This window comes from Acinetobacter sp. Ver3 (assembly GCF_000632455.1).
In the GTDB taxonomy this organism is placed as follows: domain Bacteria; phylum Pseudomonadota; class Gammaproteobacteria; order Pseudomonadales; family Moraxellaceae; genus Acinetobacter.
Genome location: NZ_JFYL01000026.1, coordinates 12,773 through 37,559, shown reverse-complemented (window position 1 = coordinate 37,559; position 24,787 = coordinate 12,773). Strand labels below are relative to the sequence as shown.

At 38.0% G+C, this 24,787-nt stretch carries 27 protein-coding genes and 1 pseudogene; 11 read left to right on the top strand and 17 right to left on the bottom strand.

The window, feature by feature from the left end:
- Both CL42_RS17260 and CL42_RS08720 read left to right on the top strand, forming a co-directional pair.
- Positions 1 to 229, top strand: a pseudogene (locus CL42_RS17260) (hypothetical protein); the annotation flags it as partial.
- A complete protein-coding gene (locus CL42_RS08720; RefSeq protein ID WP_035267237.1) occupies positions 222 to 539 on the top strand; it encodes an NGG1p interacting factor 3 protein, NIF3 in 318 nt (105 codons plus the stop codon). The pseudogene CL42_RS17260 and the gene CL42_RS08720, both read left to right, overlap by 8 nt.
- Here CL42_RS08720 and CL42_RS08715 read toward each other — a convergent pair.
- From CL42_RS08715 to CL42_RS08700, 4 genes are all read right to left on the bottom strand, one after another.
- Entirely contained in the window at positions 488 to 1,570 is a 1,083-nt protein-coding gene (locus CL42_RS08715) for a helix-turn-helix domain-containing protein (RefSeq protein ID WP_228133247.1), read from the bottom strand. The two genes, CL42_RS08720 and CL42_RS08715, sit on opposite strands and share 52 nt — an antisense overlap.
- Before the next feature lie 168 nt (positions 1,571 to 1,738).
- Entirely contained in the window at positions 1,739 to 2,755 is a 1,017-nt protein-coding gene (locus CL42_RS08710; protein ID WP_035267236.1) for a DUF6670 family protein, read from the bottom strand.
- 159 nt (positions 2,756 to 2,914) lie between these two features.
- Positions 2,915 to 3,664 carry a nitroreductase family protein gene (locus tag CL42_RS08705; protein ID WP_035267233.1) on the bottom strand — a complete coding sequence of 250 codons (750 nt, stop codon included), beginning with the start codon at positions 3,662 to 3,664 and terminating at the stop codon, positions 2,915 to 2,917.
- Between the two features lie 56 nt (positions 3,665 to 3,720).
- Positions 3,721 to 4,521, bottom strand: a complete 801-nt coding sequence (locus CL42_RS08700; protein WP_035267231.1) for an enoyl-CoA hydratase-related protein — start codon at positions 4,519 to 4,521, stop codon at positions 3,721 to 3,723.
- Between the two features lie 103 nt (positions 4,522 to 4,624).
- On the opposite strand from CL42_RS08700, the gene CL42_RS08695 reads away from it, so the two are divergent.
- Together CL42_RS08695 and CL42_RS08690 are read left to right on the top strand one after the other, a co-directional pair.
- On the top strand, positions 4,625 to 5,206 hold the full coding sequence (locus tag CL42_RS08695) for a nicotinate-nicotinamide nucleotide adenylyltransferase (protein ID WP_035267229.1): 582 nt from the start codon (positions 4,625 to 4,627) through the stop codon (positions 5,204 to 5,206).
- Between the two features lie 32 nt (positions 5,207 to 5,238).
- A complete protein-coding gene (locus CL42_RS08690; protein WP_416202017.1) occupies positions 5,239 to 5,796 on the top strand; it encodes a YceI family protein in 558 nt (185 codons plus the stop codon).
- Between the two features lie 27 nt (positions 5,797 to 5,823).
- Here the strand turns inward: CL42_RS08690 and CL42_RS08685 are convergent, their stop codons facing one another.
- A complete protein-coding gene (locus tag CL42_RS08685; protein ID WP_035267242.1) occupies positions 5,824 to 6,705 on the bottom strand; it encodes a LysR family transcriptional regulator ArgP in 882 nt (293 codons plus the stop codon).
- 101 nt (positions 6,706 to 6,806) lie between these two features.
- Between CL42_RS08685 and CL42_RS08680 the strand changes: the two genes are divergently transcribed.
- Entirely contained in the window at positions 6,807 to 7,409 is a 603-nt protein-coding gene (locus CL42_RS08680) for a LysE/ArgO family amino acid transporter (RefSeq protein WP_035267228.1), read from the top strand.
- Positions 7,410 to 7,541: 132 nt separating this feature from the next.
- Positions 7,542 to 9,698 carry a TonB-dependent receptor gene (locus CL42_RS08675; RefSeq protein WP_035267227.1) on the top strand — a complete coding sequence of 719 codons (2,157 nt, stop codon included), beginning with the start codon at positions 7,542 to 7,544 and terminating at the stop codon, positions 9,696 to 9,698.
- 56 nt (positions 9,699 to 9,754) lie between these two features.
- Here CL42_RS08675 and CL42_RS08670 read toward each other — a convergent pair whose 3' ends face one another.
- The 3 genes from CL42_RS08670 to queC all read right to left on the bottom strand — a co-directional run bounded on the left by CL42_RS08670 (position 9,755) and on the right by queC (position 11,402).
- On the bottom strand, positions 9,755 to 10,216 hold the full coding sequence (locus CL42_RS08670) for a peroxiredoxin (RefSeq protein WP_035267221.1): 462 nt from the start codon (positions 10,214 to 10,216) through the stop codon (positions 9,755 to 9,757).
- A gap of 87 nt (positions 10,217 to 10,303) precedes the next feature.
- Positions 10,304 to 10,717, bottom strand: a complete 414-nt coding sequence (locus CL42_RS08665; protein ID WP_035267219.1) for a hypothetical protein — start codon at positions 10,715 to 10,717, stop codon at positions 10,304 to 10,306.
- A 16-nt stretch (positions 10,718 to 10,733) separates the two neighbouring features.
- Entirely contained in the window at positions 10,734 to 11,402 is a 669-nt protein-coding gene (gene queC / locus CL42_RS08660) for a 7-cyano-7-deazaguanine synthase QueC (RefSeq protein WP_035267217.1), read from the bottom strand.
- Between the two features lie 276 nt (positions 11,403 to 11,678).
- Here queC and CL42_RS08655 point away from each other — a divergent pair, with 276 nt between their 5' ends.
- The gene (locus CL42_RS08655) at positions 11,679 to 12,554 is read left to right on the top strand and encodes a hypothetical protein (RefSeq protein ID WP_035267215.1); all 876 of its coding nucleotides are present in this window, start codon (positions 11,679 to 11,681) and stop codon (positions 12,552 to 12,554) included.
- 71 nt (positions 12,555 to 12,625) lie between these two features.
- Here CL42_RS08655 and queE read toward each other — a convergent pair whose 3' ends face one another.
- Positions 12,626 to 13,336, bottom strand: coding sequence for a 7-carboxy-7-deazaguanine synthase QueE (gene queE, locus CL42_RS08650; RefSeq protein ID WP_035267214.1), 711 nt, complete (start codon positions 13,334 to 13,336; stop codon positions 12,626 to 12,628).
- Positions 13,337 to 13,446: 110 nt separating this feature from the next.
- Complete coding sequence (gene dapD / locus CL42_RS08645; RefSeq protein ID WP_035267212.1) at positions 13,447 to 14,268, bottom strand: 2,3,4,5-tetrahydropyridine-2,6-dicarboxylate N-succinyltransferase; 822 nt, start codon at positions 14,266 to 14,268, stop codon at positions 13,447 to 13,449.
- A gap of 298 nt (positions 14,269 to 14,566) precedes the next feature.
- Between dapD and carO the strand changes: the two genes are divergently transcribed.
- Positions 14,567 to 15,313: an ornithine uptake porin CarO gene (gene carO, locus CL42_RS08640; RefSeq protein WP_035267210.1), complete on the top strand. Its 747-nt coding sequence runs from the start codon at positions 14,567 to 14,569 to the stop codon at positions 15,311 to 15,313.
- Between the two features lie 93 nt (positions 15,314 to 15,406).
- Here carO and CL42_RS08635 read toward each other — a convergent pair whose 3' ends face one another.
- The 7 genes from CL42_RS08635 to CL42_RS08605 all read right to left on the bottom strand — a co-directional run bounded on the left by CL42_RS08635 (position 15,407) and on the right by CL42_RS08605 (position 22,091).
- Positions 15,407 to 16,336 carry a CysB family HTH-type transcriptional regulator gene (locus tag CL42_RS08635; RefSeq protein WP_035267208.1) on the bottom strand — a complete coding sequence of 310 codons (930 nt, stop codon included), beginning with the start codon at positions 16,334 to 16,336 and terminating at the stop codon, positions 15,407 to 15,409.
- Positions 16,337 to 16,391: 55 nt separating this feature from the next.
- The gene (locus tag CL42_RS08630) at positions 16,392 to 17,453 is read right to left on the bottom strand and encodes a sulfate/molybdate ABC transporter ATP-binding protein (RefSeq protein WP_035267206.1); all 1,062 of its coding nucleotides are present in this window, start codon (positions 17,451 to 17,453) and stop codon (positions 16,392 to 16,394) included.
- A 12-nt stretch (positions 17,454 to 17,465) separates the two neighbouring features.
- A complete protein-coding gene (cysW, locus tag CL42_RS08625; protein WP_035267204.1) occupies positions 17,466 to 18,356 on the bottom strand; it encodes a sulfate ABC transporter permease subunit CysW in 891 nt (296 codons plus the stop codon).
- Positions 18,353 to 19,186, bottom strand: coding sequence for a sulfate ABC transporter permease subunit CysT (gene cysT / locus CL42_RS08620; protein ID WP_035267202.1), 834 nt, complete (start codon positions 19,184 to 19,186; stop codon positions 18,353 to 18,355). Before cysT ends, cysW begins: the two co-directional genes overlap by 4 nt.
- An 84-nt stretch (positions 19,187 to 19,270) precedes the next feature.
- A complete protein-coding gene (locus CL42_RS08615) occupies positions 19,271 to 19,876 on the bottom strand; it encodes an alpha/beta hydrolase (RefSeq protein WP_035267200.1) in 606 nt (201 codons plus the stop codon).
- A gap of 15 nt (positions 19,877 to 19,891) precedes the next feature.
- The gene (locus CL42_RS08610; protein ID WP_035267199.1) at positions 19,892 to 20,908 is read right to left on the bottom strand and encodes a sulfate ABC transporter substrate-binding protein; all 1,017 of its coding nucleotides are present in this window, start codon (positions 20,906 to 20,908) and stop codon (positions 19,892 to 19,894) included.
- Positions 20,909 to 21,083: 175 nt separating this feature from the next.
- Positions 21,084 to 22,091, bottom strand: coding sequence for a sulfate ABC transporter substrate-binding protein (locus CL42_RS08605; protein WP_322840145.1), 1,008 nt, complete (start codon positions 22,089 to 22,091; stop codon positions 21,084 to 21,086).
- A 153-nt stretch (positions 22,092 to 22,244) separates the two neighbouring features.
- Between CL42_RS08605 and pabC the strand changes: the two genes are divergently transcribed.
- The 3 genes from pabC to tmk are packed head-to-tail and all read left to right on the top strand — an operon-like array spanning position 22,245 to position 24,747.
- The gene (gene pabC / locus CL42_RS08600) at positions 22,245 to 23,054 is read left to right on the top strand and encodes an aminodeoxychorismate lyase (RefSeq protein WP_035267240.1); all 810 of its coding nucleotides are present in this window, start codon (positions 22,245 to 22,247) and stop codon (positions 23,052 to 23,054) included.
- Between the two features lie 5 nt (positions 23,055 to 23,059).
- Positions 23,060 to 24,109 carry an endolytic transglycosylase MltG gene (mltG, locus tag CL42_RS08595; RefSeq protein ID WP_035267196.1) on the top strand — a complete coding sequence of 350 codons (1,050 nt, stop codon included), beginning with the start codon at positions 23,060 to 23,062 and terminating at the stop codon, positions 24,107 to 24,109.
- 14 nt (positions 24,110 to 24,123) lie between these two features.
- Positions 24,124 to 24,747, top strand: a complete 624-nt coding sequence (gene tmk, locus CL42_RS08590; protein WP_035267194.1) for a dTMP kinase — start codon at positions 24,124 to 24,126, stop codon at positions 24,745 to 24,747.
- Positions 24,748 to 24,787 lie beyond the last annotated feature (40 nt).

Genomic DNA, 24,787 nt, shown 5'->3' with positions numbered 1-24,787 from the left:
TATCAATCTGATTAATTTGGGAATGGGATTTAGTTTTGCTCCCGAATACCTCCTGAAGTTTTTAAATCATAATATCAAAATTGTGAAAACAGATGAGCAATTACCACAGCTTGGTCTATATGCGAATTATCATCGTCATTCAAACAATATTGCATTGAAAATGATTACTGAAGCCCTTATGCAAATGACAACAGAGGTGAAAAGCGCGGAAGAGGTTATTCATGCTTAAACTGATCTATTTTGTACCAGAATCACATCTAGAGTTAACGAAGCAGGCAGTATTTGAAGCAGGTGCAGGCGGAATTGGTGATTATGAGCAATGTGCTTGGCAGGTCAAGGGCTTAGGTCAATTCAAACCCATCAATGCGGCTCAACCTTTTATAGGTCAAGTCGGAGAGCTTGAACAAGTTGAAGAATGGCGTGTAGAAACTATTGTGCCTGAAGATAAAGCCATAGAAGTGGCACGTGCATTAAAAGCGAGTCATCCTTATGAAGAACCAGCTTTTGAATTCTTACACATTATTTCTATTGACCCATGATCGGTTGAATTTTGCATGCGGTGACGATATGAGGATGGGGATTCTCCTGTCCAATATTTGAAGGCTCGAGAAAAAGCTGATGGCTCTGAAAATCCTGTTAAATAGACTATTTCATCATGTTTGAGTGCGGTTTTCGCTAGTAACTGACGAGCAAGTTTTTGTCTGAATGACGATAGAACATTCTCGTAATTCGTTCCAATATCTTTGAGTGAAATTTGGATTTTACGCGGGGAGAGTTTAAGAATTCGTGCGATATCTTCTAGAGCGAATTGTCTTAATTTTAGTTGTTCGCCTAAAGCCTCTTCAATTTGAATGACTAGTTCATGTTTATCTACAAGTTCAATGTGCTTCTCAATGATAGCTTGATGTAACAGAAATAAATCAGGCTGAGCAGACGGAGAGGCATATTCTAGAATTTCTGCTTTGAATTTTATACAACCATGAGGCTGATTAAAATAAACTGGGCAATGCCATAGCTCATGATATAAGTCCTGAAATTCTGTATTGTCATAGCTGAGCCAAATTTCTTGTGCTTGAAACTTTCCCTGACTGATATAATCAAAAAAAGATAAAACAATGGTAATCGTGCATTCTAAATAATGACGGACAGGGTGATGAAAACCTTTTAGGGTAACGGTGTCATCTTCTATGTGAAGTTCAATATCCAATCCTGTAGTGAAAAATTGATAGTATTTCATTGCTATTTTTAATGCATCGCCAAAATTTGCACTACTTAAAAAAATGTATTCAAAAAGTTGACCACGAAAAGTGGGTAGATGGTGAACGACAGTTAAACCAATATTGGAATTTTGCGTAATAACTTCTGTGAGTTCCCAGAATTTTTTTTGAACACGATTGTCATATCTTAAATCGCGTTGAGGATAGTCGATTGGATGTTGTAACGCATTTAATTGCGAAAATATTAAATCCACATCAACGCCCATATTTTGCAGTGTCTCGTATACCATGCTTGGAAAAATACCAGCATCGGTTCTGATTTTATTTTTTCTTGCGCTCATACCGATATTCAAGACTCAAGTCATGCATTGGAAAAACTAAGGATGCTCTATCCTCAGTTTAAAATGCTGAAATTATAATGTTGAAATGAGTTTAGAAATAATTTGAATGAATGAACATGTCTTTAGATGTCAAAGCCTCATCTCATGAGGCTTAATGATTGAAAGTTTATTTTGAAGCGCTTAATTGCTTATAGGATCAATATACTCAATATAACCTCGACCCTGAATATGCTGACCTTTGAATTGACCTTCATATTGGTAACTACCTGCATAACCTCCAGCCATACCATATTTAAAGTCGCCATTGGCCTTACCATAAATAGAAATCAAAAGATTGCCTTGATCATCATTCACTTGCCATTCAAAGACTCGAGGTAAACGCATTTTAATGCCATTTGGTGTAGTTACAGGTTCAGGCTCATATTCATGCACGACAGATTTAAGCCCTCGTTCGTATATTCCTCCATGATGATCTAAAGAACGAACATAAACACGACTTTGCAAAACTAAGCCCATTGGACCATGAGTGTCCACAAATAAGACTTGAGTGTGGTTATTAATATTTAAGATTTGATAAGTAAAAAAACGAATGGGAATGTTGATATTGACACCACGTGCATATTCGAAGGTGCATAGACCTTGAACCTGAGTTTTCTGCCCATCGAGTTCTAAATATCCTTGGTACTCACAAAGCAGTGACCAATGTTCATACATGCTTCCTGCAAGTTTAACGAAATGTGCGATTTTATCAGTCGCTTTTAATTCAAGTTCATAATTGAAAGTATGACCTTGGCGAGTTGCTTTAATTTCTGGGTAGTTAGCCTCTATAACTAAGTCATTACCGAATTTGAGATATTGACCATTAGTCGCCAGTAAACATTCATGCTGTATACTATATCCAGAAAATAAATTAGGCTGCGTTGCAGCAGTACCAATTAATAGATTTGCGGTATCTAAATCTGAAGTTTTTATTAAATGAGAATTTCTGAATATTTTAACGAGAGGTTGTCCTGCAACCACAATCATATTTAAGAAGTTGAATGGGGCAGGTAGATTAGGAATCATGATCCCGTAGTGTACACAGGTATATTTCCCGACAGGTGTGTGTATCGCAGTGTTTGGATCAAAAGCTTGACCATTTACTAGAGCTGAATGATCTATATGTTTAACAATGCTTGAGGGAAGTTTAATTTTCATCTTATTCTCAATTAATATTTTGGCTTAAAATCATTTTTGGAAAAATACAATCAAAAATATAAATCGAGATAAAATAAAAAAATTGACACTACAAACAGTAAGCAATTGTTTGAAGTGTCAACACGAAAAATAAGTCATCAAAAATGTGTGATATTACATTTAAACTTTTTGAATAAATAAGTCTCGATCGAAACGGTATTGTGGGAAGAACACACCATCTTCAGCACGCTCTCCCGCACCAATGACCATAATTGGAAACTCTTTAGTATTGAGCCCCAATGTTTTACATACTAAAGGTTCGTCAAAACCTTCCATCATACAACTGTCGAATCCATAAGCTCTGAGTGCGAGCACAAGATTTTCGCAGGCTAAAGCAGTTGTCTTCGCTGCCCAAAGTTTGGCATCCGCAGGTGTAAAAGCGGTAACAGGCATTTGTTTGTCAAAAGTACGTGCTACTTTGAAAGTTACTTTCTTAAAGTTACCAATTGCATTTAAGTAACCCGTTTTATAATTCAGTGGAATATAGGTGTAATATTTTTTGACGAGTGGAGGAATCTCAGGAAATGGAAATTCTTGAATATTCAGTTTTGCCATTTCATTAATTCGATCTGTACGTGCGACACAGACAATCAATTCAGCCGCTGTGCGCGCAGCCCATTGATTTAGACACGCTTTTACAATCTTTTGTTTTTTTTCAGGATTTTGGACAACATAAAAAGTCCAAGGTTGTAAGTTGGATGAATTAGGGGCCAACAGTGCTAAATCTAAACATTGATCGAGGATATCAGACGGTATAGGTTTTTCTGTAAACTTCCGAACAGATCGACGACTGGTCACGACCTTTTTGAAATTTTCAACATCAATGCCTTGTGGTGCAGGTTCGTAGTAGCGTTTTTTTTCAGTCGTCATGATCCATTCCTTAGATAGAGAGTATTCACCGAGTCGTGAGACTCGGGTCTTTTAACTTAATTAAATTGTGTGAAATCAGGTTTACGTTTTTGCATAAAAGCTTGTACAGCTTCCATCATTTCTGGCGAGCCGACGCGCCCCATAAAGATTACTGCTTCATGATCAATCCAGGACACGATTTCATCAACATCATGTTTCATTAAGGCTTTAGATTGCACGAGAGAAGCAAGTGGTAGTGAAGCCAGTTGAGTGGCTTTTTGAGCAGCAGTTGCATAAACGTCAGATTCAATACTGTTGATCAAGTTTGCAGCCAATGCTTTTTCACTGTCGAATTTATCAGCAGTTAATAAAAGTTCTGCTGCTTTCACATGACCTGCTTGGCGTGCTAGTAATTTACTAGATGCGCCTTCAGGTGAAAGACCTAAGCTTACAAATGGAATTTGGAACAAAGCAGTGTTATCTGCATAAACTAAGTCACAATGCAATAAGATCGTTACGCCAATACCAATTGCGACACCACGTACCGCAGCAATCAAGGGTTTAGAAAATTTAGCAGCAGATTTTAAAAGCACAAAAGGAGGACCATCTTCTGGACGAATTTGATCTTTCATCGCCGCAGATTTCATGAAGTCTTGCATATCATTACCAGCACTGAAATCCGCATCTTCGCCACGTAAAATGACCACACGAACAGCTTGATCTTTGTCTGCTTCATCAAGGGCTTTGGCGATCCAGAGGTATAATTCGCCGTATAATGCATTTTTGGCTTTAGGACGATTAATCGCCAAGGTCAGCACACCATCTTCTAATTTTGCATTTAAATGCTCATGAGGTTGTTGAATACAACTTAATGACATCGTACTATCCTTGCTTTCAATTGATATAGATTTTATGAAATCTATTATGTCGTATTCTGGCGAAGAGTGACATAACTGATCAGTTCATAAACGTGACTTGGCGATGAATTATAAATTTAATTATTTGGTTTATATCGGACGTTTTCAGCCTTTTCATTTGGCACATATGGAAACCATTAAAATTGCGCTAACGCATAGCCAGAACGCTATTTTAGCGCTTGGTTCTGCTCAATTAGAGCGGAATATAAAAAATCCATTTTTAGCCATTGAACGTGAACAGATGATTTTGTCTAACTTTTCTCCTGATCAACAGGCAAGAATCAAATTTGTACACGTCATTGATGTTTATAATGATGAAAAATGGCAAAAATTGGTCAAATCTTTAGTGGCGAGTGTAGTACAGCCAAATGATCAAGTTGGCTTAATCGGTCACTTTAAAGATGACTCATCCTATTATCTAAAATTTTTCCCAGAATGGGAGATGTTGGAACTCGATAGTTTAAAAGGTGCAATTTCTGCAACACCACTTCGCGAAGCATACTATCGGGGGGAAATTATGGAAAAAGAACTTCCCCACGGAACTATTCAATTTTTACAAGCGTTTCAAAATTCAGAAATTTACCAACAACTGAAAACTAAATACCAACGTCAAGACAGTACAAGTTTGAGTGCATCAATTGAATGATTGTGTTTAACACAAGAAAACCGAGGGAAATCGTGCGTACTATTACACAAATGAGTTTGGCCACAGTGCTGTTATCTGCTTCTGTTTTTGCTCAAGCGCAAACATGGACACTATCACCTAGCAGTAAGATCAGCTTTGATATCCGATCTGCAGGAATGTCGATTGTAAATGGGCAGTTTCAAAAGTATCAATCACAGATGAATTTTGATCCGGCACAGCCTAATCAAGGTTCAGCTAAATTTGTGATGGATGTGAATAGCCTTAAACTGAGCAAAAACTCTTTAAAGGATATGGTCTTTGGTGACAGTTTCTTTCATGCAAGCAAATATAAAACTGTGACCTTTCAAAGTAATCAAATTCGTGCTTTAGGAAATAATAAATACAAATTTGATGGTCAACTCACCATGCGTGGTGTGACACGCCCAGTTTCATTTGATACAACTTTAACTCCAAATGCATCGAATCCAAATGTGTTGAATGTACAATCTACAACAGTCATCAATCGTAGTGATTTCGGTATGCGCAAAGCGATTGGTGGAATTGGCGAAAAAGTGAATATCAAGCTTGAAGGGCAGTGGAAAGCCAACTAAATCGATGAAAAGAAAGCAGTGATTCACTCACTGCTTTTTTAATGTCATGAGTATGTCAGTAATATGTTTGAGTTGTGGGGACTGCTGTTTCCAATGATGCCAATATAGATCAACGTCTTGTGTTGCCTCAGGCAACAAACAAATCAATAGTCCTTGGTCGAGTAAGTCTTGAATTTGCAGTTCAGGCACCATGCCATAGCCTAAGCCGAGTTGGATTGCATCGACAAATGACTTAGAAGAGGGGACATAATGATATGGATAACTAGATTGCGGTAATCCAAATTGATTCAGTAGAACGGTTTCATGTAAATGATCTTTATCATTAAAGATGACCGCAGGCGCACGGCGAAAGGAATCGCGATTTAGTCCGTTTTTAAACCATGTTATTTTGAATTCTGGCGTACACACCATTTGATAACGCATCGTGAACAAAAATTCTGAGTGGCAACCTGTCATGGGTTGGGATTCAGCGCTTATACATGCATTTACATAGCCCGATTCCATTAATTGATGCGTATGATCCTGATCATCTATTCGAAGTTGTATTGTGATTTTATGCTCTATTAACTTTTCAGCAATCGCAGGCAAAAGCCAAGTTTCTAATGAATCTGCATTCGTTCCAATGATAATTTTATAAAACTCAGAATTTTGACTTTTTCCCTGAATAAGCTGCAGAACATTTTCTTCTTGACGCTTTTGCCTTAATAAATGTTCAAGCAATATTTCACCTGAATGTGTCACACGACAAGGTCGTTCTCTCAGGATTAATGTTTGCCCAATCTGCCGTTCCAATTGTTGGATTCGAAGAGTAATTGCAGCCGCAGAGAGACAAAGCTTTTTAGCAGCCAGATCAAAACTTCCAGTTTCCGCCACGGTGATAAACGCGACACAGTCTTTATAATTGAAAATCATGATTTAGAAAAACTTAATGAACTTAATATTAATTTAATAATACTCAATTTAAGATTGAATTGTTCATAATCCGCCTAATGATAAATATTAGGTGTTTTATGTCTTTATCCGTACTGTTTAATGGCTTTGTAACGAGTTTAAGTTTGATTATGGCGATAGGCGCTCAGAATGCTTTTGTCCTTAAACAGGGCTTAAAAAAAGAATATGTTCTGTCTATTTGCCTCATTTGCGCCTTTTCAGACTCACTTTTAATTTTGGCTGGTGTATTTGGATTTGGGCAGTTTATCTCAGGCCATCCACAAGTGATGACATATGCACAATGGGGTGGGGCTATATTTCTAGTGGTATATGGTTTACATCATTTTTATCAAGCATTTTCGACCAAAAAATCGATGTGTCTTGATCATCATACGGCTGTTTCATGGTTTAAAATTATTCTCGTTTGCTTGGCATTCACATGGCTGAATCCCCATGTGTATCTAGATACTGTCGTGCTTGTAGGCGCAATATCGACGCAATTTGAAGATCACTTATTATCGTTTGCTATCGGTGCGATCACGGCATCATGGTTATTTTTCTTTAGTTTGGGTTTTGGTGCGCAATATCTATCAGCTTACTTTCACAATCCCCGCGCATGGCAAGTCTTGGATATTTTGATTGCTCTAATCATGTGGTACATCGCCTATCACTTAATTATATGAATATTGATTAAATGAGTTCCTCTAAAGCTTGTACGTCGATTAGATGACAACATTTAATGAACAAAAACTCACATAAAGATAATAATGAGAATCATATAATAATGATTCTCATTATTCTTAATTGTTCCGAAAATGAAAAATTACAGTATCAAATTACTCTCTCAATCTGTAAGTGTTCTTATGATGAGTGGCGGTATAGCGACTATCACATGGGCAAATGATCAAAACCAACTTCCTACGATTACAACACAAGCTGAAGCGATAAATGCTTATGCAGATGGAAAATTAAGCAATGTATCTAAGTTGGGTGCTTTAGGTGAAAAAAAATTAATCGATACACCATTTACTGTAACGCAATATGAGGGGCAATTAATACGAGAAAGACAGGCATCCACCGTAGGTGATGTTTTAAAAAATGATGCCAGTATTCGACTAACGACAAATCAAGGTCATTTAAACGAAAACTTCAAAATTCGTGGTTTTGACTTAAATCATGAGGATATGAACTACAACGGATTTTATGGTGTTGCACCATACGGAAAAGTGCCGACTGAATTTTTAGAATCAGTGACAGTTTTGAAAGGACCAAATGCAATTGTCGCTGGTATGGCACCGAATGGAGGCGTTGGTGGTGTGGTCATTGCCAACTCTAAACGCGCTGACCAAGACATCACAAGACTAAACACACAATACCAAGATGGCGGCTACTATCAATCAGGTGTTGATGTCTCAAGACGATTTGGTGCAAACCGTGAGTTTGGTGTTCGGGTCAATGGTGCATATGGTGATGGCGAACATATCATTAATGATATGAATGATCGCCTTATTCTTGGTTCCATCGCTGCGGATTACACCACGGATAAACTTAAAATTAATTTTGATAGTTATGCTATTAAGCAAAATCGCGATGGTGGGTCACCGACAATGGTCGCACTGGGTGGAAAAGATACAGTTAACAAAGTCATTGCACCGCCTAAAGGTGACCAAAACTATTTTCCGTGGTTAGAAGGGAATTCTGACAGTAAATTTGCTGGCTTATCAGGTGAATATCAATTTTCTCCTAATTTGAAAACCTTTGCTGGTCTAGGATATGCTGAAAAATCATATGATGGTCATTTATTCGGTACACGAATGATCGTAAAGAATGAGGACGGCGATGCCTCTTCCCAATATTACCGAGTGGGTGCAAATGAAAAAAATAAAACAGCACACATTGGGGTTGAAGGAAAATTTGATACTGCAGGAATACAGCATAATGTTGGATTGCGTGCAGATTATTTAAATAAAAAATCGGATCAACACAAAGGACGTGGAGCTCCTCCTGTAGATTTTAACACCAATCTTTATGACCCAAGTAAAGAAGGCAATATGCCTTTACAGCGTCCAGAAATTGCACCTTTAGCAGATAATAAGTACATCAGTTATACATTGACTGATCAAATTTCATTATTGAATGATCAGCTTCAATTGATTGTAGGCGCTCGTTATCAAGATATTGAAACGAATAATTTACAGACCAAAAAAAATTACCAAGAAGACCGTATTTCACCAAGTTTAGGGATCGTCGTTAAACCTTTTGGTGAAGACTTGTCACTATATGCAAGCTATGTAGAAGGGTTATCAGAAGGATCGACCGTTGATAATGTCAATGATGCAAACGATAAAGTCACTTTTGCGCCGTTTGTGACGAAGCAATATGAGTTAGGTGCAAAACATCAGCATGGAACTTGGCTGAATACGCTGGCACTCTATCAAATTGAAAAACCAAGCACGATGAGCAAGTCGATTGAACCTTATACAGAAAATGGCGTAACAATTAATCAAATTACAACAGATGGTGCTGAAACTCGATCACGCGGCATTGAGTGGTCATTTTCTGGAGCGATTACTGAAGATTTAAACCTAATGGGAAGTATGGCTTATATTGATGCAAAATATTCTAAAGCTCAAATGAATCAAGGAAATCAAGTTTTTGGCGTACCTGATTTTACCGCAACGCTTGGGGTGGATTATGATGTCCCACAACTCGAAGGATTAAATTTAAATGCCAGAGCAAGTTATGTCAGCGAACAGTATTTAAATGATACCAATACCTTGGAACTTCCAGATTATACTGTCCTTGATCTAGGTGCACGTTATAAGACCAAGCTTGGTGGCGTGAATACGACGTTCTTAGCTAATGTTGATAACGTTACAGATAAAAAATATTGGGAAGGTGCTTTTAATTCGAATTATGCGCTGATTGGTGGATCAAGAACTTATAAACTTGGTGTAACTTTTGATTTCTAATAGTAGTCAAAAAGAATTATAAATAGATGAAACCCACGTCAATCGTGGGTTTTTTATTAGTTTTGCAAAGCTTTTAAATCTTCAAGCACTTGTTCAGCATGCCCTGCAGCTTTGACTTTACGATATTCTTTAACGAGTTTGCCTTGATGAAAAATAAAAGTTGAGCGCTCAATCCCCATCACTTTTTTTCCATACATATTTTTCTCTTTAATCACATCAAAGTGTTGGCAAAGCACTTCTTCTTTATCGCTAATCAAATCAATTGTTAAAGATTGCTTTTCGGTGAAGTTTTGATGGGCTTTCACTGAGTCTCTAGAAACACCGAAAATAGTGGTATGAAGCGCATCAAACTGATCTTTCAAACATGAAAAACCAACAGCTTGCGTTGTACACCCAGGCGTTGAATCTTTTGGATAAAAATAAATGATGAGCCAATCTGTATTCAACTCAGTTAAATTCACAGAACCTGTAGTCGTTGGGAATGTTTGATTGGGTAAACTAATCGTTTCCGTAGACATTATATTTTCCTCAAAATTTGTCACTACATTTATAGGGTAATTCAAAAAAAATAGCCACACGAGGTGGCTATCTTATGTTAACTGCGATTATTTTTTAGCTTGTGCTGCTTTCATTGCTTCCTCTGTTAACGACTGTAGCTTAGACGTTAACTGTGGGCCGAAGCATGCTTGAAGATCAGCGTTCTGTTTCTTCACGATAGCTAAAGTAGAAGGGCTTTTCTTTTGGTTAATCGCGCTTTGGATTTCCCATTTTTGAGCATTAGTGAGCTTGCCGTCTGCTTCAATTGCACATGTACAATATTTGCTGACTTCAGCAGCAGAAAGCTTGTTCCCTTTAGCAGTTTCTTCCTTACAAACATTAATCAGTGCAGATTTTACGTTAGTACTTTTATAGGCTTGCTGCATTTTATTATTCGGCTCATTTGCTTGAGCAGCAGAACCGAAAAGTGCTGCAGCAGAAACAATGGCTGAAAGAATAATGTTTGATTTTAAATTTTTCATATATGGCACCCTGTTATTACGGTATATAACGAGTTGGGTCTTCAACGCCAGCATCTGCAAAACCTTGTTTACGCAAACGACAGCTGTCGCATTTTCCACAAGCTCGTCCTTGGTCATCTGCTTGATAGCATGACACCGTTTGACTGTAGTCTACGCCATGTTCGATGCCTAAGCGAATAATATTTGCTTTGGATAATTGTAGTAAAGGTGTTTCAAATTTAAGAGGTTTTCCTTCCACACCTACTTTTGTCGCTAATCTTGCCATATTGGCAAATGCTTCAATAAATTGTGGTCGACAATCTGGATAACCCGAATAATCTACCGCATTAATTCCAATTACGATGGCTTCTGCGTCAAACACTTCTGCTGCTGCAAGTGCATAAGACAGGAAAATCGTATTACGTGCTGGAACATAAGTGACAGGGATCCCTTCTTGTTCTTGATCAGGAACATCAATGGAATGATCAGTTAATGCAGAACCACCTAAATTACCCAAATCTATATTAATCACGCGATGTTCAACGCCTGCTTGTTGTGTCAGTTTACGTGCAGCATCCAATTCAGTTGTTGAGCGTTGACCATACATAAAACTTAAAGCGATACATTCATAGCGTGCTTGCGCCCAAGCCAAGCAAGTCGTTGAGTCTAAACCACCTGATAACAATACAATGGCACGAGGGCGCATAGGAGAACTCCAAAAAATTAAAGTAAATAAAAAATGAATTATAACTGATTATATAAAGAATAATGGGGTATAAATTTTTGAATATATAGATCTGCAGAAGTCACAAAACTAAATGAGATCATTATAAAGAACGTGAAACGTTCGTTTTAGAAGATGAGATAAAACACTCTTTTGAGTCGAATAAAGTTTAAACAGTTGTTGTTTTTGTTTAAATATTAAATATAATTTAACAAATACTTGATTAAAACTTACAAAAATAATTTTTACGGAATGAAAATGAATCAAATTAATACTTTAATTTTAACCACTGCTGCGTTGATCAGTACAAATTCTTTTGCATTTGAAGAGCTTTCAGATCAAGAATTGTCAACATATGCAGCACAAGATGGTATTACGATTAGCCTTTTACCAGGTGGACCCATTCAAGCTGATTTGATTTGGCACGATAACAGTGGATTCGGGCCAGATTACAACGAAGGAAACACAAAAGCAGGTGCCTTAATTTTCGGTACAGCGAATGGACGTAGTAAGAATCCATTATCACTTTCTTCTGGTTCGGCAGATATTAGTATTACCTTAAAAATCGATGCTCAAGGAGGTAGTAGTACTACAGGGCCTTTTCTGAATTTAGGTGTATTTGTTCCTGAAGATATTATTATTAATACCGGTGATATTTGGGTGGGTAAATCGGGTCAAGTTAGTCCAACAGGACGAGGCTATAGTGACCCCGTTAAAATTATGGATAATATGAAATTTTATGTATCCAACCTCTCAACCAATATTCAGCTCGGTTCAGCACCTCAAGGCAGTCTTTTAAAACTCAATGGAATATTTAAAGATGGTTTACGTTTAGAAGGCTTTAAAGTCCACGATCATGATGGTGGTGGCGCATTTGGAATAGAATTTATTAATTTAAAAAATACTCAACCAGGGCGTTTTGGCATCAATAATCTTGATTTTGATGTTGCAGGTTCGATACGTACAGATGGACTGGAACTCAAAATAAATCGTCTTGGAGATCAAAATGGTTTTAATGCCATGTTATGGGGGGTAGGCGTTGGGGATGCATCAACAATAAATAATAAGATTGGGGATATTTCAATAAAAGGGATTAATTTGAATGGCACGACCATTAAAGTGTCAGCACACTAAAAGATCATTTTGTCTAAAACAACAGTACAGAAAAGTGCTGTACTGTTTTAATTTGAGCTATTTTTTACGTTTTAACGACCTGTTTCGTCATTCCAGAGCAACTTATGTAATTGAAGCTGGAAACGAACTGGTAAGTGATCCTTTAAGATCCATTGTGCTAAATCACGCGCAAGTTGCGGTAACTTTGCAGCACCTTTTTCTACAGCAAACGCAGGTGAGAACCAAACTGTACTTACACGCTTGTGCAATTCATATTGACTCACTTGTTGTTTAGACCATTCATAATCTTCACGATTGCATATGACAAATTTAATCTGATCATGTTGAGTTAAATGGTCTAAATTACTCATTAAATTACGTGAGTCTTCACCTGAAGTTGGTGTTTTTAAATCTAAGACTTTAGAAACTCTACGATCCACTTTTGAAACATCTAGCGCTCCACTCGTTTCAAGTGAAACTTCACAGCCTAAATCTGCTAGACGCTCCATGAGCGGTAATGCATTGGGTTGGGCTAATGGTTCACCACCAGTAACACAAATATAAGGTGTTTTAAAATCAAGCGTGGTCTGGATAATATCCTCTAAAGACTGACGTTCACCGCCTTCAAAAGAGTAGGTGGTATCACAATAAGTACAACGCAGTGGACAACCTGTTAAGCGTATAAACACTGTAGGTAAGCCTGAAGTGTTGGCTTCACCTTGTAATGAATAGAAGATCTCCGTAATACGTAACCCCGCAGACGGATCAGAAACAGGAATAGCGGAAGATCGCAAATTACTCATATCGACAAAACCAAACTAAAATAGAGATTATATAAAAGAAAAATCTCTACGATTATTACTAACCGTAGAGATGTGGAGTGTAACTCCAAATACTATAAAGTATAAAAAAATTAGTCAGCGCGTAATAAGTCGTTCAAACTTGTTTTAGCACGAGTCTGAGCATCGACTTTTTTCACAATGATTGCAGCATACAAGCTGTATTTACCGCATTTAGAAGGAAGGCTACCAGAAACTACCACTGAACCTGCTGGAACACGACCGTAGTGAATTTCACCTGTTTCACGGTCATAAATCTTAGTTGATTGACCAATGTAAACACCCATTGAAATCACTGAGCCTTCTTCAACGATTACACCTTCAACGATTTCAGAACGTGCACCGATAAAACAATTGTCTTCAATGATCGTAGGGTTCGCTTGAAGAGGCTCAAGTACACCGCCAATCCCAACACCACCAGAAAGGTGAACATTTTTACCAATTTGCGCACATGAACCTACAGTCGCCCATGTATCAACCATTGTACCTTCATCAACATAAGCACCAATGTTGACATAAGATGGCATAAGTACAACATTCTTAGCTTGATAAGAACCTTTGCGTGCAACTGCAGGCGGTACAACACGTACACCAGCTGCTTTAAATTGCTCTTCAGTCCAACCTGTAAATTTAGTGTCTACTTTGTCATAGAATTGGAGATCGCATGATTCGATTGGTTTATTATCATTAAGTTTGAATGACAATAGAACAGCTTTTTTTAACCATTGATGAACAACCCATTCACCATTAATCTTTTCAGCAACACGTAATGAACCATTATCTAAGCCAGCAATTGCTTCCTCGACTGCTTGGCGAATTTCAGCAGGGCAATCTGTAGCTGTGAAGTTTGCACGATCTTCAAACGCTTGTTCGATGATTGACGAAAGCTGAGACATAATCTTCTCTTCCAAAAAAAATTTCAAAGATTTTACACTAAATTGATTATAAAAATTACAATTAATCCTGAAAAAATGTCCGACAATAATGACTATTCTTTATAAGTATGTTAATAAAAGTTAATAAAAGACTTAAGTGCAAATTATTTATAAAACAACAACTAAATCAAAATTGTATCAAAAAATAACAAAAAAGCATCAATTTGAATATTAACCAGCTTTGAAATCTCCATTAAGATGCTTCCGAGTCGAACACATTAATGATTAAAGAACAACTCATTTCTTTGAGGAGAAAAAAATGAAAGTGTTAAAATTACTCGCTGTTACAACAGCATTATCTGTTTCAGGCTTCGCTATGGCGGACACTCAAGTAGTACGTACAGGTAATGTATTTGAAGCTAATCAATTAATCCCTACTGGTGTTCGTGCTGAAGTTGGTACAACTGGTTACGGTGGTGCATTACTTTGGACTGCTAACCCATACGTTGGTCTTGCTTTAGGTTACAACGGTGGTGATATCTCTTGGTCTGATGATTTATCAATTAATGGATCAAAATATGATTTAGATATGGATAACAATTTAGCGTATTTAAATGCTGAAATTCGTCCTTGGGGTGCGAGTGAAAATCCATGGGCTCAAGGTCTTTATATGGCTGCAGGTGTTGCATATATTGATAATGAGTATGAACTTGACCGTCGTGTCAAACCAGGAGAAGGCTTCAGCGTAAATAATACAGACTTTGTTGCTGGAACGAATGGTGCTCATATTCGTGGTAAACAAGAATACAAAAATGACTTTGCTCCATATGTAGGTTTTGGTTTTGCCCCTAAAATCAATAAAAACATTGGTGTATTTGGTGAAGTAGGTGCTTATTATTCTGGTAACCCAAAAGCTAATTTAGAATTAGTAAGTGGCGGTGCAGCAAACAATCCAACAGGTGGTTCACTAGTGGATAATATTGCTCGCGAAGAAGATAAAATTCGTAACGATGACAAATACGAATGGCTTCCAGTTGGTAAAGTGGGTGTGAGCTTCCACTGGTAAGATCAAATTTAAAAACGAGCTTCGTCTCGTTTTTTTATGCAAGTTAAAGCAAATAACAAAGGCGCTTATGGCGCCTTTGTTATTTGTAGCTTATTAATCCTCAGGATAAGCCACACGTTTTAACGCTTTGATATCAGCACTAGGTGCACATAGCGAAATAAACTCGTAACCGTATCCACGTAACAAATGACCTTTTCGTACAGCAATCCAAGTGGTATTCACCCCGAATAAATCAGTATCAATTTGTTTTAAGCGATGATCTCGTTCTGTATCGTAGGCTACATCGTTGACAATTCCGACACCCATACCTAATTCCACATAAGTTTTGATTACATCAGCATCAAGCGCAGACATCACTAAATTAACATCAAGTCCTGAGTCTTCAAAGGCTTTATCAATCTTTGAACGTCCCGTAAAACCACCGTGATAGGTAATAATCGGATACTCTGCCAAATGTTCTAAGCTAATCTCTCGCGCTGCTATTTGAGTAAGTGGATGACCTTGAGGCGTAATAATACTGTGTTTCCAGTTATAAAAAGGGACACTTGCTAAGTTTTCTTCAGTAGTCAGATTCTCAGTAGCAATACCAATATCTGCATCGCCTAAAAGTAACATTTCAGTGATTTCAGTTGGGCTTGCTTGTTGCAAAATCAAATGAACTTTGGGAAATAATTTTTTGAATGAATTTACAATTGGTGGTAATACATATCGCGCTTGAGTATGAGTGGTTGCGATGGTTAATGTACCTTCATCTACACGATTAAAATCATCGGCTAATCTTTTAATATTGTCTGCATCGACTAGCATGCGCTCTACGATACCGAGCAAAGCTTGACCAGGTTCAGTTAACCCTAATAAGCGTTTACCTTTTCGGATAAATAGTTGAACACCTAATTCATCTTCTAAATCTTTAATATGCTTACTTACGCCTGATTGAGACGTGTAAAGGGCAGCGGAAGCTTCCGTTAAATTAAAATTTTGTCTGACGGTTTCTCGAATAATTCTTAATTGTTGAAAGTTCATAGTCTTTGTTACCTTTAAAATGATGGGGCTATATAAAAGCCCCATCTACACATTTTTATGCGTTTTCTTGTGCAAATAAGTGCAATGTATTAGTCGTTAACCAAACCGATTGATTTGGGCGGAATTGATGCAGTTTAGCTTCATCTGGAGTGAGTAGAATTTCAATGAGATTGCCATCTTGACCTTGAAGTTCGGCAACCACTTTTCCTGCAATCCAAACTTCACGTAAGAACGTTGCTTGAATTGCATTGTCTGTAGGTTGAGCATGAATTTGGAACTCATCTGGTCGAATGAAGGCAATCACTTTACCTTCAGGTGCATCTTTAGCTAAAGGCAGTTGAATGCGATCATTTCCGATCTGTACGATTCCCGCTTGATTATGACCTTCGAACTTATTGGCTTGACCTAAGAAGTCAAATACAAAAGGCGTTGCTGGTTTTTCATAAACTTCACGAGGTGAGCCAATTTGTTCAACATTACCTTTATTCATTACAATGATTTGATCTGCAACTTCAAGCGCTTCTTCTTGATCGTGAGTTACAAAAATCGAGGTGATGTGGAGTTCATCATGTAAAGTTCTCAGCCAGCGACGTAACTCTTTACGAACTTTTGCATCAAGTGCGCCAAATGGCTCATCCAGAAGTAGTACACGAGGTTCAACTGCAAGCGCACGTGCAAGTGCAATACGTTGACGCTGTCCACCAGACAATTGTGCTGGATAACGATCTGCTAAGAATCCTAATTGAACTAAATCCAGTAGTCGTGTAACTCGTTTTTTGATTTCAGATTCTGAAGGGCGTGTTGAACGTGGACGAACACGTAAACCAAAAGCAATATTGTCAAATACTGTCATATGACGGAATAAAGCATAGTGTTGGAATACGAAGCCGACTTGACGTTCGCGAACATGAACATTCGTTGAGTCTTGACCTTCAAGGATCACTTGACCGCTGTCAGCAGATTCAAGACCAGCAATAATGCGAAGTAAAGTCGTTTTACCGCAGCCTGAAGGTCCTAACAATGCAACGAGTTGACCATCAGGAAAATCTAGGGAGATATTATTTAGTGCATGGAAAGCACCAAAGTGTTTTTCAATATTTTTAACTTGAATACTCATCGGATACTTCCTTTAAACTGTAGAATCTTCATTACGTTTGCTTAATTTCTCTTGGCGAATTTCGACCCATGTTTTAAGAATCAATGTCACAATCGCCAATAAAGCCAAGAGGGATGAAACAGCAAATGCTGCACTAAAGGTATATTCGTTGTAGAGAATCTCTACATGCAGTGGCAATGTATTGGTCTCTCCACGAATATGACCCGATACTACAGAGACTGCCCCGAATTCACCCATTGCACGTGCGTTACAAAGAATAACCCCGTATATCAAGCCCCATTTAATATTTGGAATCGTGATTTTCCAAAAAGTTTGCCAGCCTGAAGCACCCAAAACGATTGCCGCTTCCTCTTCTTCTGTACCTTGAGCTTCCATCAGTGGAATGAGCTCACGCGCCACAAAAGGAACTGTAATAAAGATGGTTGCTAGTACAATTGCTGGAACGGCATATAGAATCTTAATGTCGTTATCCATCAGCCATCCGCCGAACCAACCTTGAGTACCAAACATCAATACCAACATCAAACCTGCGATTACAGGTGATACTGAGAAAGGCATATCAATAATCGTGGTTAATATGGATTTACCACGGAAATTAAATTTCGCAACAGACCAAGCCGCCGCTACACCAAATACTACGTTGAGCGGTACAGCAATTGCAGCTGTTAGTAAGGTGAGCTTTACAGCTGACAACGTGTCTGGATGAACTAAAGCTTGCGCATAAACGCCGATACCCTGTTTGAATGCTTCAACAAAAACTAAAATCAAAGGCAGGATTAAGCAACTGAGGAAGAAAATCATGGCAACGACAATGAGTGTATAACGAACCCAAGTCGGTTCTCGCGTCGCATCACGAGATTGCAATTTTTCAGCTAGAGCATTGCTATTTGTATTCAAACTCATTGTGCAGTTCTCCCTGTACGACGACTCGCCCATGCTTGTAACAAGTTAATCAAGAACAAGATAGCGAATGAAATAAGGAGCATGACAACGGCGATCGTCGTTGCACCTGCATAGTCATATTCTTCCAATCGAGAAATAATCATTAATGGCGCAATTTCAGTTTCGAAGGGTTGGTTACCTGCGATAAAGATGACCGAACCATATTCACCCACGCCACGGGCAAATGCGAGAGCAAATCCTGTGATTAATGCAGGGAAAAGAATCGGTAAAATCACTTTGGTTACAATTTGCAGTCGATTCGCACCCAATGCTGACGCTGCTTCTTCAAGTTCAGTCTCTAAGTCACTCAGTACAGGTTGTACTGTACGAACCACAAAAGGTAAGCCAATAAATATCAGGGCTAATGTAATCCCAATAGGACTATAAGCGACTTTAATTCCTAAGGGTTCAAGATATTGACCAATCCAGCCTGTCGGAGCATATAAAGATGTTAATGCAATCCCAGCAACAGCTGTTGGTAACGCAAAGGGTAAATCAACCAATGCATCAACAATTCGTTTACCAGGGAAACTATAGCGCACGAGACACCAAGCAAGTAATAAGCCAAATACCACATTAATGAAGGCAGCAATAAGTGCAGCACTGAAACTTAGTTGTAATGATTTTAAGATACGCTCAGAGCTTAAAATCTCCCATAAACCTTCCCAGCCAATACCTAAAGACTTAATAAAAACAGCCGACAAGGGTATGAGCACAATTAAAGATAAATACGCTAGGGTAAAGCCTAGAGATAGACCAAATCCTGGCAGCACTCGGGATCGCTGCGACATGACTACTCCTCAAATGAGAGAAAAAGCTTACCGAAATCAATAAGCAATTGAATTAAAAAATTTATCAAGAATAAGTGGCGAACTTTAAATTGCAAATTTGTAATACAACTTGCCATTATCAATACTATTGATATAGTTCGACAGCTTATCATGAATCAAAAAATCGAAGATCTCTGGAAATGGTCCAAATCCTGAATCAACATTAATATGACCAACTTGACCTAAGTTAATCGGTTTTACACCCCATGATTTTGCTAGTTTTTTTGCATCCTCAAAACCTAACCACGGATCATTTTCACTGATGAGCATTTTTGTGGGAACGCTAATCTTAATTTGATGAAAGTAAAAACTATAATCAGTCAAACTCAAACGAGCAAAACCATTCTCACCAAAACGACTTGGATTGGCTGGTGCAACTAAAACCAGTTGTTTAACTTTCTGTGCTATTTCTGGGTGCTGATGCAGAGCAGCGACAGACGTTAAACAGCCAAAACTATGTGCAACAATCTGTACGGGTGCATCTATCTGCGAAATTTTTTCTACAAAATGATGGATCCAATCTGAGAGTAAAGGAAAGTTCCAATCATCTAGTTGAACACGTGAGCATGGCATGACTTGACGTTGCAACCATGATTGCCAATGATTTTCATCACTTCCGCCGACGCCGGGTACAATGAGTGTATGTATCATGTCATGCTCCATTGGTTATTTTTTTGTGTTATTTGCTTTGGTAATTTGGTCAAAAATACCATTATTCTCAAAATGAGCTTTTTGTACTTTCGCCCAGCCACCAAACTCTTGATCAATTGTGACCAATTTCAGTGGCTTAAATGTTGATGAATATTGTTTTAATACAGTTTGATTACGCGGACGATAGAAATTCTTTGCGGCAATATGTTGTCCTTTAGGCGAGTAAAGGAAATTCAAATAACCTTGCGCCAAATATTTATTGCCTGATTTTTCTGCATTTTTTTCAACGATCGCTACAGGTGGTTCAGCAAGTATAGAAAGTGTTGGCGTCACAATTTCAAATTTACTTGGTTGTTCACGCAGTGCTAAATGAGCTTCATTTTCCCAAGCAAGCAAAACATCGCCAATACCGCGTTCAGCAAAAGTTGTAGTTGAGCCACGAGCACCCGAATCTAAGACCTTGGTTTGTTTATAAATTTGTTGAACAAATTGTTGTGCTTTGGCGTCATTTCCACCTGGTTGGTGTTTAGCCCATGCCCAAGCCGCTAAATAATTCCAACGTGCACCACCTGAGGTCTTAGGGTTTGGCGTAATAATTTCCACACCCGGTTTTACTAAATCACCCCAGTCTTCAATATTTTTTGGATTTCCTTTTTTGACGAGGAAAACAATTGTGGAAGTGTAGGGTGTTGAGTTATGTGGGAATTTTTTCTGCCAATCTTTTGGTAATAAATTGGTTTTTTCAGCAATCGCATCAATGTCAGCTGCAAGTGCTAGAGTCACAACATCTGCATTTAAACCATCAATGACTGCACGCGCTTGTTTACCTGAACCGCCATGAGACTGACGAAAATTGACATTTTGTCCAGTCCGAGATTTCCAATACGCACCAAATTCTTTATTTACTTCTACGTAGAGTTCACGAGTAGGATCGTAAGAGACGTTTAATAAATCTTTAGCGGAAGCGCTAAGCGAAGCAGCTGAAACAAAAGCTGCAATAACCCCAAGTTTTAATTTAGCTGAAAAGCGCATGGCAACCTCAAAAGAAAATATTCTGTTACATGGCGCTAGAATAAATCTAATCTTTATGCATAAAAAATAATAAAAAATGAATTTTATATGAAAAAAAAAGATTTAGGTGTATTGTTAAAAAAATGCCGATCATGAATATGATCGGCAAGCCATAAGTTAAAGCTTAAATCTTAATTTATTTATTACTGTTTGCTTTGACAATTTGATCGAATATCCCGCCATTATCAAAATGTTGTTTTTGGACTTTTGTCCAACCTCCAAACTCTTTATCAATCGTGACTAATTTTAAAGGTTTAAACACGGATTGATATTTTGAAAGTACCGTTGCATTTCGTGGTCGATAAAAATTTTTGGCAGCGATGGTTTGACCAGCTGGTGAATACAGATAATTCAAATAGGCTTTTGCTACATTGAGATTGCCATCTTTTTGCGCATTTTTCTCAACAATTGCTACAGGGGGCTCAGCAAGAATGGAAAGTGTTGGTGTAATGATTTCAAATTTTCCAGGTTGTTCACGAAGTGCTAAATGCGCTTCATTCTCCCAAGCTAGGAGTACATCTCCAATGCCACGCTCTGCAAAAGTTGTTGTGGCACCACGTGCACCAGAGTCTAGCACTTTAGTATTTTTATAAATTTGTCGTACAAATTCTTGTGCTTTAGCATCGTTACCGCCGGGTTGGTGTTTTGCCCAAGCCCATGCTGCTAAGTAATTCCAACGCGCTCCACCTGACGTCTTAGGGTTTGGCGTAATAATTCCAACATTATTTTTAATCAAGTCTCCCCAGTCTTTGATCCCTTTGGGATTGCCTTTTTTGACTAAAAACACGATGGTTGAGGTATAGGGTGTAGAGTTCTGTGGGAATTTTTTCTGCCAGTCTTTTGGTAATAAATTGGTTTTTTCAGCAATCGCATCAATATCTGCTGCGAGTGCGAGAGTCACGACGTCTGCATCTAGGCCATCAATGACCGCACGCGCTTGTTTACCAGATCCACCATGAGATTGTTTAAAATTCAAATCTTGACCAGTCTGCTTTTTCCAATATGCTCCAAACTCTTTATTAAAGTTGTCATAAAGTTCGCGAGTTGGATCATATGAAACATTTAAAAAATCTTTTGCGAGTGTAGAAACAGAAGTGACTGAAAGTAAAGCTGCAATGACCCCAATTTTAAAAGAACGCATCATTATTCCTATGTGTTTGTCGTTTTTTGATGATTTGAGCATAGGGAAATTTTTTAAAATAAAAAAATAAGAAGAAATGAAAAAGTTATGATCAAAACAGCTATTCATTTTGTGAGTGACTTTTTACACTATGAGAACGGAATGAGGTTGCTTGAAATGATCTGTTTAAAAAATGCCAAGCCAATAGATGCAATATCTATTTTTGATCGAGGCTTCCATTATGGAGATGGCTGTTTTACCACGGCGAGAATTCGAAATAATAAAATTGAATTATTTGAACGTCATTTAAAAAGATTGAATACCGCCATTGAGCGATTGTCACTTCAAGCTAATCTTGACTATATTTCTGAGTCTATCCAGTATTTACACCAAGAGTATGATCAATTAAACGGGACCATTAAAATTGTACTGAGTCGAGGCGAGGGGCAACGAGGATACAGTTTACCTCATCATTCAGCAGATCTTTGGTTGTATTATTATCCGCAAAACGTGACTGATCATCACTATGAAGTCATTGTGAGTGGTTTACTTGAGCGAGCGATGGGTTTAACCATGCCACAATTGGTGGGAATTAAATCACTGAATCGGTTAGAACAAGTGTTACTAAAGCAGGAAGCTGATGAGAAGGGTTTTCAAGAAGCCTTAGTTACAGATGTGCAAGGCTATATTGTTGAAGGAATCAGCAGCAACTGCTTTATACGATTGAATGATACGTGGATTTGCCCTGAACTTCGTTATAATGGAGTTCATGGGGTGATGCGTGCTGAAATTTTGGAGCGCATGAATCATTATGGTATAACGTTCCAAAAAAGAGTAATTGATTTGAATGAGCTTCCTCACATTCAAAGTGTATTTTATTGTAATGCGCTCCACCCAATGAAAATCGCCTCTTGCCTTGATGATCGTCGATTAGATACACAAGCGTGTATTGATCTTTTTCACTACCTTCAACTTAATCAGATTTAAAGCTTATGTCCTCTCCTCAGAAATCAACAAAGAAAAAGAACAGCAAGACATCCTTTAAACCTAAAGCGCTTCTACTCATTATTGCAGGCCTAATGTTGCTTGCAACCATGATTCTATCTACAAGTCTATGGAAGGATTATCCTGTAGAGGGTAAAAAGCAAATGCTCGCGATTAATCATGGTGATACTTACTCACAATTTATTGATCGTTTAGCTCAAAATAAACAAGTTTCATTTCCCATTATTTTAAAGATTTATCAACGATTGATGATTCATGACAGCATGAAAGCTGGAGTTTATGAAGTTAAAGAGGGAATGAGTGTCCGTCAAGTTCTAGACATGATTTCGAATTCTGAAAATGCACAACTGAATCGAATTTTGGTCATTGAGGGTACAACATTTAAGCAGTTAAAAAATGCACTCAAAAATGATGAATTGGTGACGAAAGAGCTAGTTCATTTGAGTGATGCAGAAATATTAAAGGAATTGAATATTCCATTTTCACATCCAGAAGGTTTATTTGCGCCTAATACTTATTTTTTTGCGAAGGGTGAAACAGATCGTAAAATTTTAACTGATTTGTATCAACATCAGATGAAGGCACTAGATAAAGCCTGGGAAAATCGAGCTTCTGATTTGCCTTATAAAAATAAATATGAAGCGCTCATCATGGCATCAATCATTGAGAAAGAAACCAATGTTGATCATGAGTTAGATAAAGTCTCGGGCGTATTCGTTCGTCGATTAAAAATAGGTATGCGTTTACAAACTGATCCAACCGTAATTTATGGCATGGGCGATCAATATACGGGCAACATTACCCGTAAAGATTTAAGAACGCCGACACCATATAACACATATACGATTTACGGATTGCCACCAACACCGATCGCATTACCAAGTGATAAAGCGATCGAAGCGGCAATGCATCCAGATCATTCTGACTATATTTATTTTGTGGCGACTGGAAATGGAGGTCACAAATTCAGTACCAATCTAGCTGACCATAATCGCGCTGTTCAAGAATATCTTGCTGTGATTCGATCTAAAAAATAAGGGGTAAAATAGACGTGTTTATTAGCTTTGAAGGCACAGAAGGTGTTGGTAAAACGACATTAATTCATAAAATTCGTGACTACTTCCTTGAGCAATCAAAGCAAGTTGTTCTAACTCGTGAACCAGGTGGTACTCCGCTCGCTGAGCAAATTCGTTCCGTACTTCTGACGGTGAATCATGAAGAAAGAATGAGTAATGATACTGAACTATTATTAATGTACGCAGCTCGAGCGCAACATCTGCAACAAGTCATAATGCCTGCACTTGAAAATAGTTCGATCGTGTTATGCGACCGTTTTTGTGACAGCAGTTTCGCGTATCAGTGTGCAGGTCGTGGGTTAAGTCGTGAAAAATTAGCACTTTTAAACCAAAACTTTGTCCTAAAAATGCCAGACCTGACATTTTGGTTGGATGCTCCGACTGAGCTCGGAATGCAACGAGCACGAGCGCGTGGAGCATTGGATCGGTTTGAACAAGAAAAAGCAGCTTTTTTTGAAAAAGTACGTGCAGGATTTGCTGAATTGCATCAGTTAGAGCCGAATCGTGTTAAGCGTATTGATGCAACACAAAGTCCTGAGCAAGTATTTAATGATGCAATTGAACGAATTAGTTCATGGAAAGCTGAGCATAAGTGCTAATTAAAAAAGCAAATATGATTTATATTGAGTCATTGTTTAT

Bases quoted from the DNA above. Each gene is read 5' to 3' on its own strand.
- CL42_RS08655 (WP_035267215.1), top strand. From the start codon at position 11,679: ATGAATCAAATTAATACTTTAATTTTAACCACTGCTGCGTTGATCAGT.
- mltG (WP_035267196.1), top strand. From the start codon at position 23,060: ATGTCCTCTCCTCAGAAATCAACAAAGAAAAAGAACAGCAAGACATCC.
- CL42_RS08635 (WP_035267208.1), bottom strand. From the start codon at position 16,336: ATGAACTTTCAACAATTAAGAATTATTCGAGAAACCGTCAGACAAAAT.
- CL42_RS08610 (WP_035267199.1), bottom strand. From the start codon at position 20,908: ATGCGCTTTTCAGCTAAATTAAAACTTGGGGTTATTGCAGCTTTTGTT.
- CL42_RS08665 (WP_035267219.1), bottom strand. From the start codon at position 10,717: ATGAAAAATTTAAAATCAAACATTATTCTTTCAGCCATTGTTTCTGCT.
- CL42_RS08675 (WP_035267227.1), top strand. From the start codon at position 7,542: ATGAAAAATTACAGTATCAAATTACTCTCTCAATCTGTAAGTGTTCTT.
- CL42_RS08705 (WP_035267233.1), bottom strand. From the start codon at position 3,664: ATGACGACTGAAAAAAAACGCTACTACGAACCTGCACCACAAGGCATT.
- CL42_RS08670 (WP_035267221.1), bottom strand. From the start codon at position 10,216: ATGTCTACGGAAACGATTAGTTTACCCAATCAAACATTCCCAACGACT.
- CL42_RS08700 (WP_035267231.1), bottom strand. From the start codon at position 4,521: ATGTCATTAAGTTGTATTCAACAACCTCATGAGCATTTAAATGCAAAA.
- CL42_RS08615 (WP_035267200.1), bottom strand. From the start codon at position 19,876: ATGATACATACACTCATTGTACCCGGCGTCGGCGGAAGTGATGAAAAT.
- CL42_RS08695 (WP_035267229.1), top strand. From the start codon at position 4,625: ATGAATTATAAATTTAATTATTTGGTTTATATCGGACGTTTTCAGCCT.
- queE (WP_035267214.1), bottom strand. From the start codon at position 13,336: ATGAGTAATTTGCGATCTTCCGCTATTCCTGTTTCTGATCCGTCTGCG.
- cysT (WP_035267202.1), bottom strand. From the start codon at position 19,186: ATGTCGCAGCGATCCCGAGTGCTGCCAGGATTTGGTCTATCTCTAGGC.
- carO (WP_035267210.1), top strand. From the start codon at position 14,567: ATGAAAGTGTTAAAATTACTCGCTGTTACAACAGCATTATCTGTTTCA.
- CL42_RS08605 (WP_322840145.1), bottom strand. From the start codon at position 22,091: ATGATGCGTTCTTTTAAAATTGGGGTCATTGCAGCTTTACTTTCAGTC.
- dapD (WP_035267212.1), bottom strand. From the start codon at position 14,268: ATGTCTCAGCTTTCGTCAATCATCGAACAAGCGTTTGAAGATCGTGCA.
- cysW (WP_035267204.1), bottom strand. From the start codon at position 18,356: ATGAGTTTGAATACAAATAGCAATGCTCTAGCTGAAAAATTGCAATCT.
- CL42_RS08630 (WP_035267206.1), bottom strand. From the start codon at position 17,453: ATGAGTATTCAAGTTAAAAATATTGAAAAACACTTTGGTGCTTTCCAT.
- CL42_RS08680 (WP_035267228.1), top strand. From the start codon at position 6,807: ATGTCTTTATCCGTACTGTTTAATGGCTTTGTAACGAGTTTAAGTTTG.
- CL42_RS08710 (WP_035267236.1), bottom strand. From the start codon at position 2,755: ATGAAAATTAAACTTCCCTCAAGCATTGTTAAACATATAGATCATTCA.
- CL42_RS08720 (WP_035267237.1), top strand. From the start codon at position 222: ATGCTTAAACTGATCTATTTTGTACCAGAATCACATCTAGAGTTAACG.
- queC (WP_035267217.1), bottom strand. From the start codon at position 11,402: ATGCGCCCTCGTGCCATTGTATTGTTATCAGGTGGTTTAGACTCAACG.
- pabC (WP_035267240.1), top strand. From the start codon at position 22,245: ATGATCTGTTTAAAAAATGCCAAGCCAATAGATGCAATATCTATTTTT.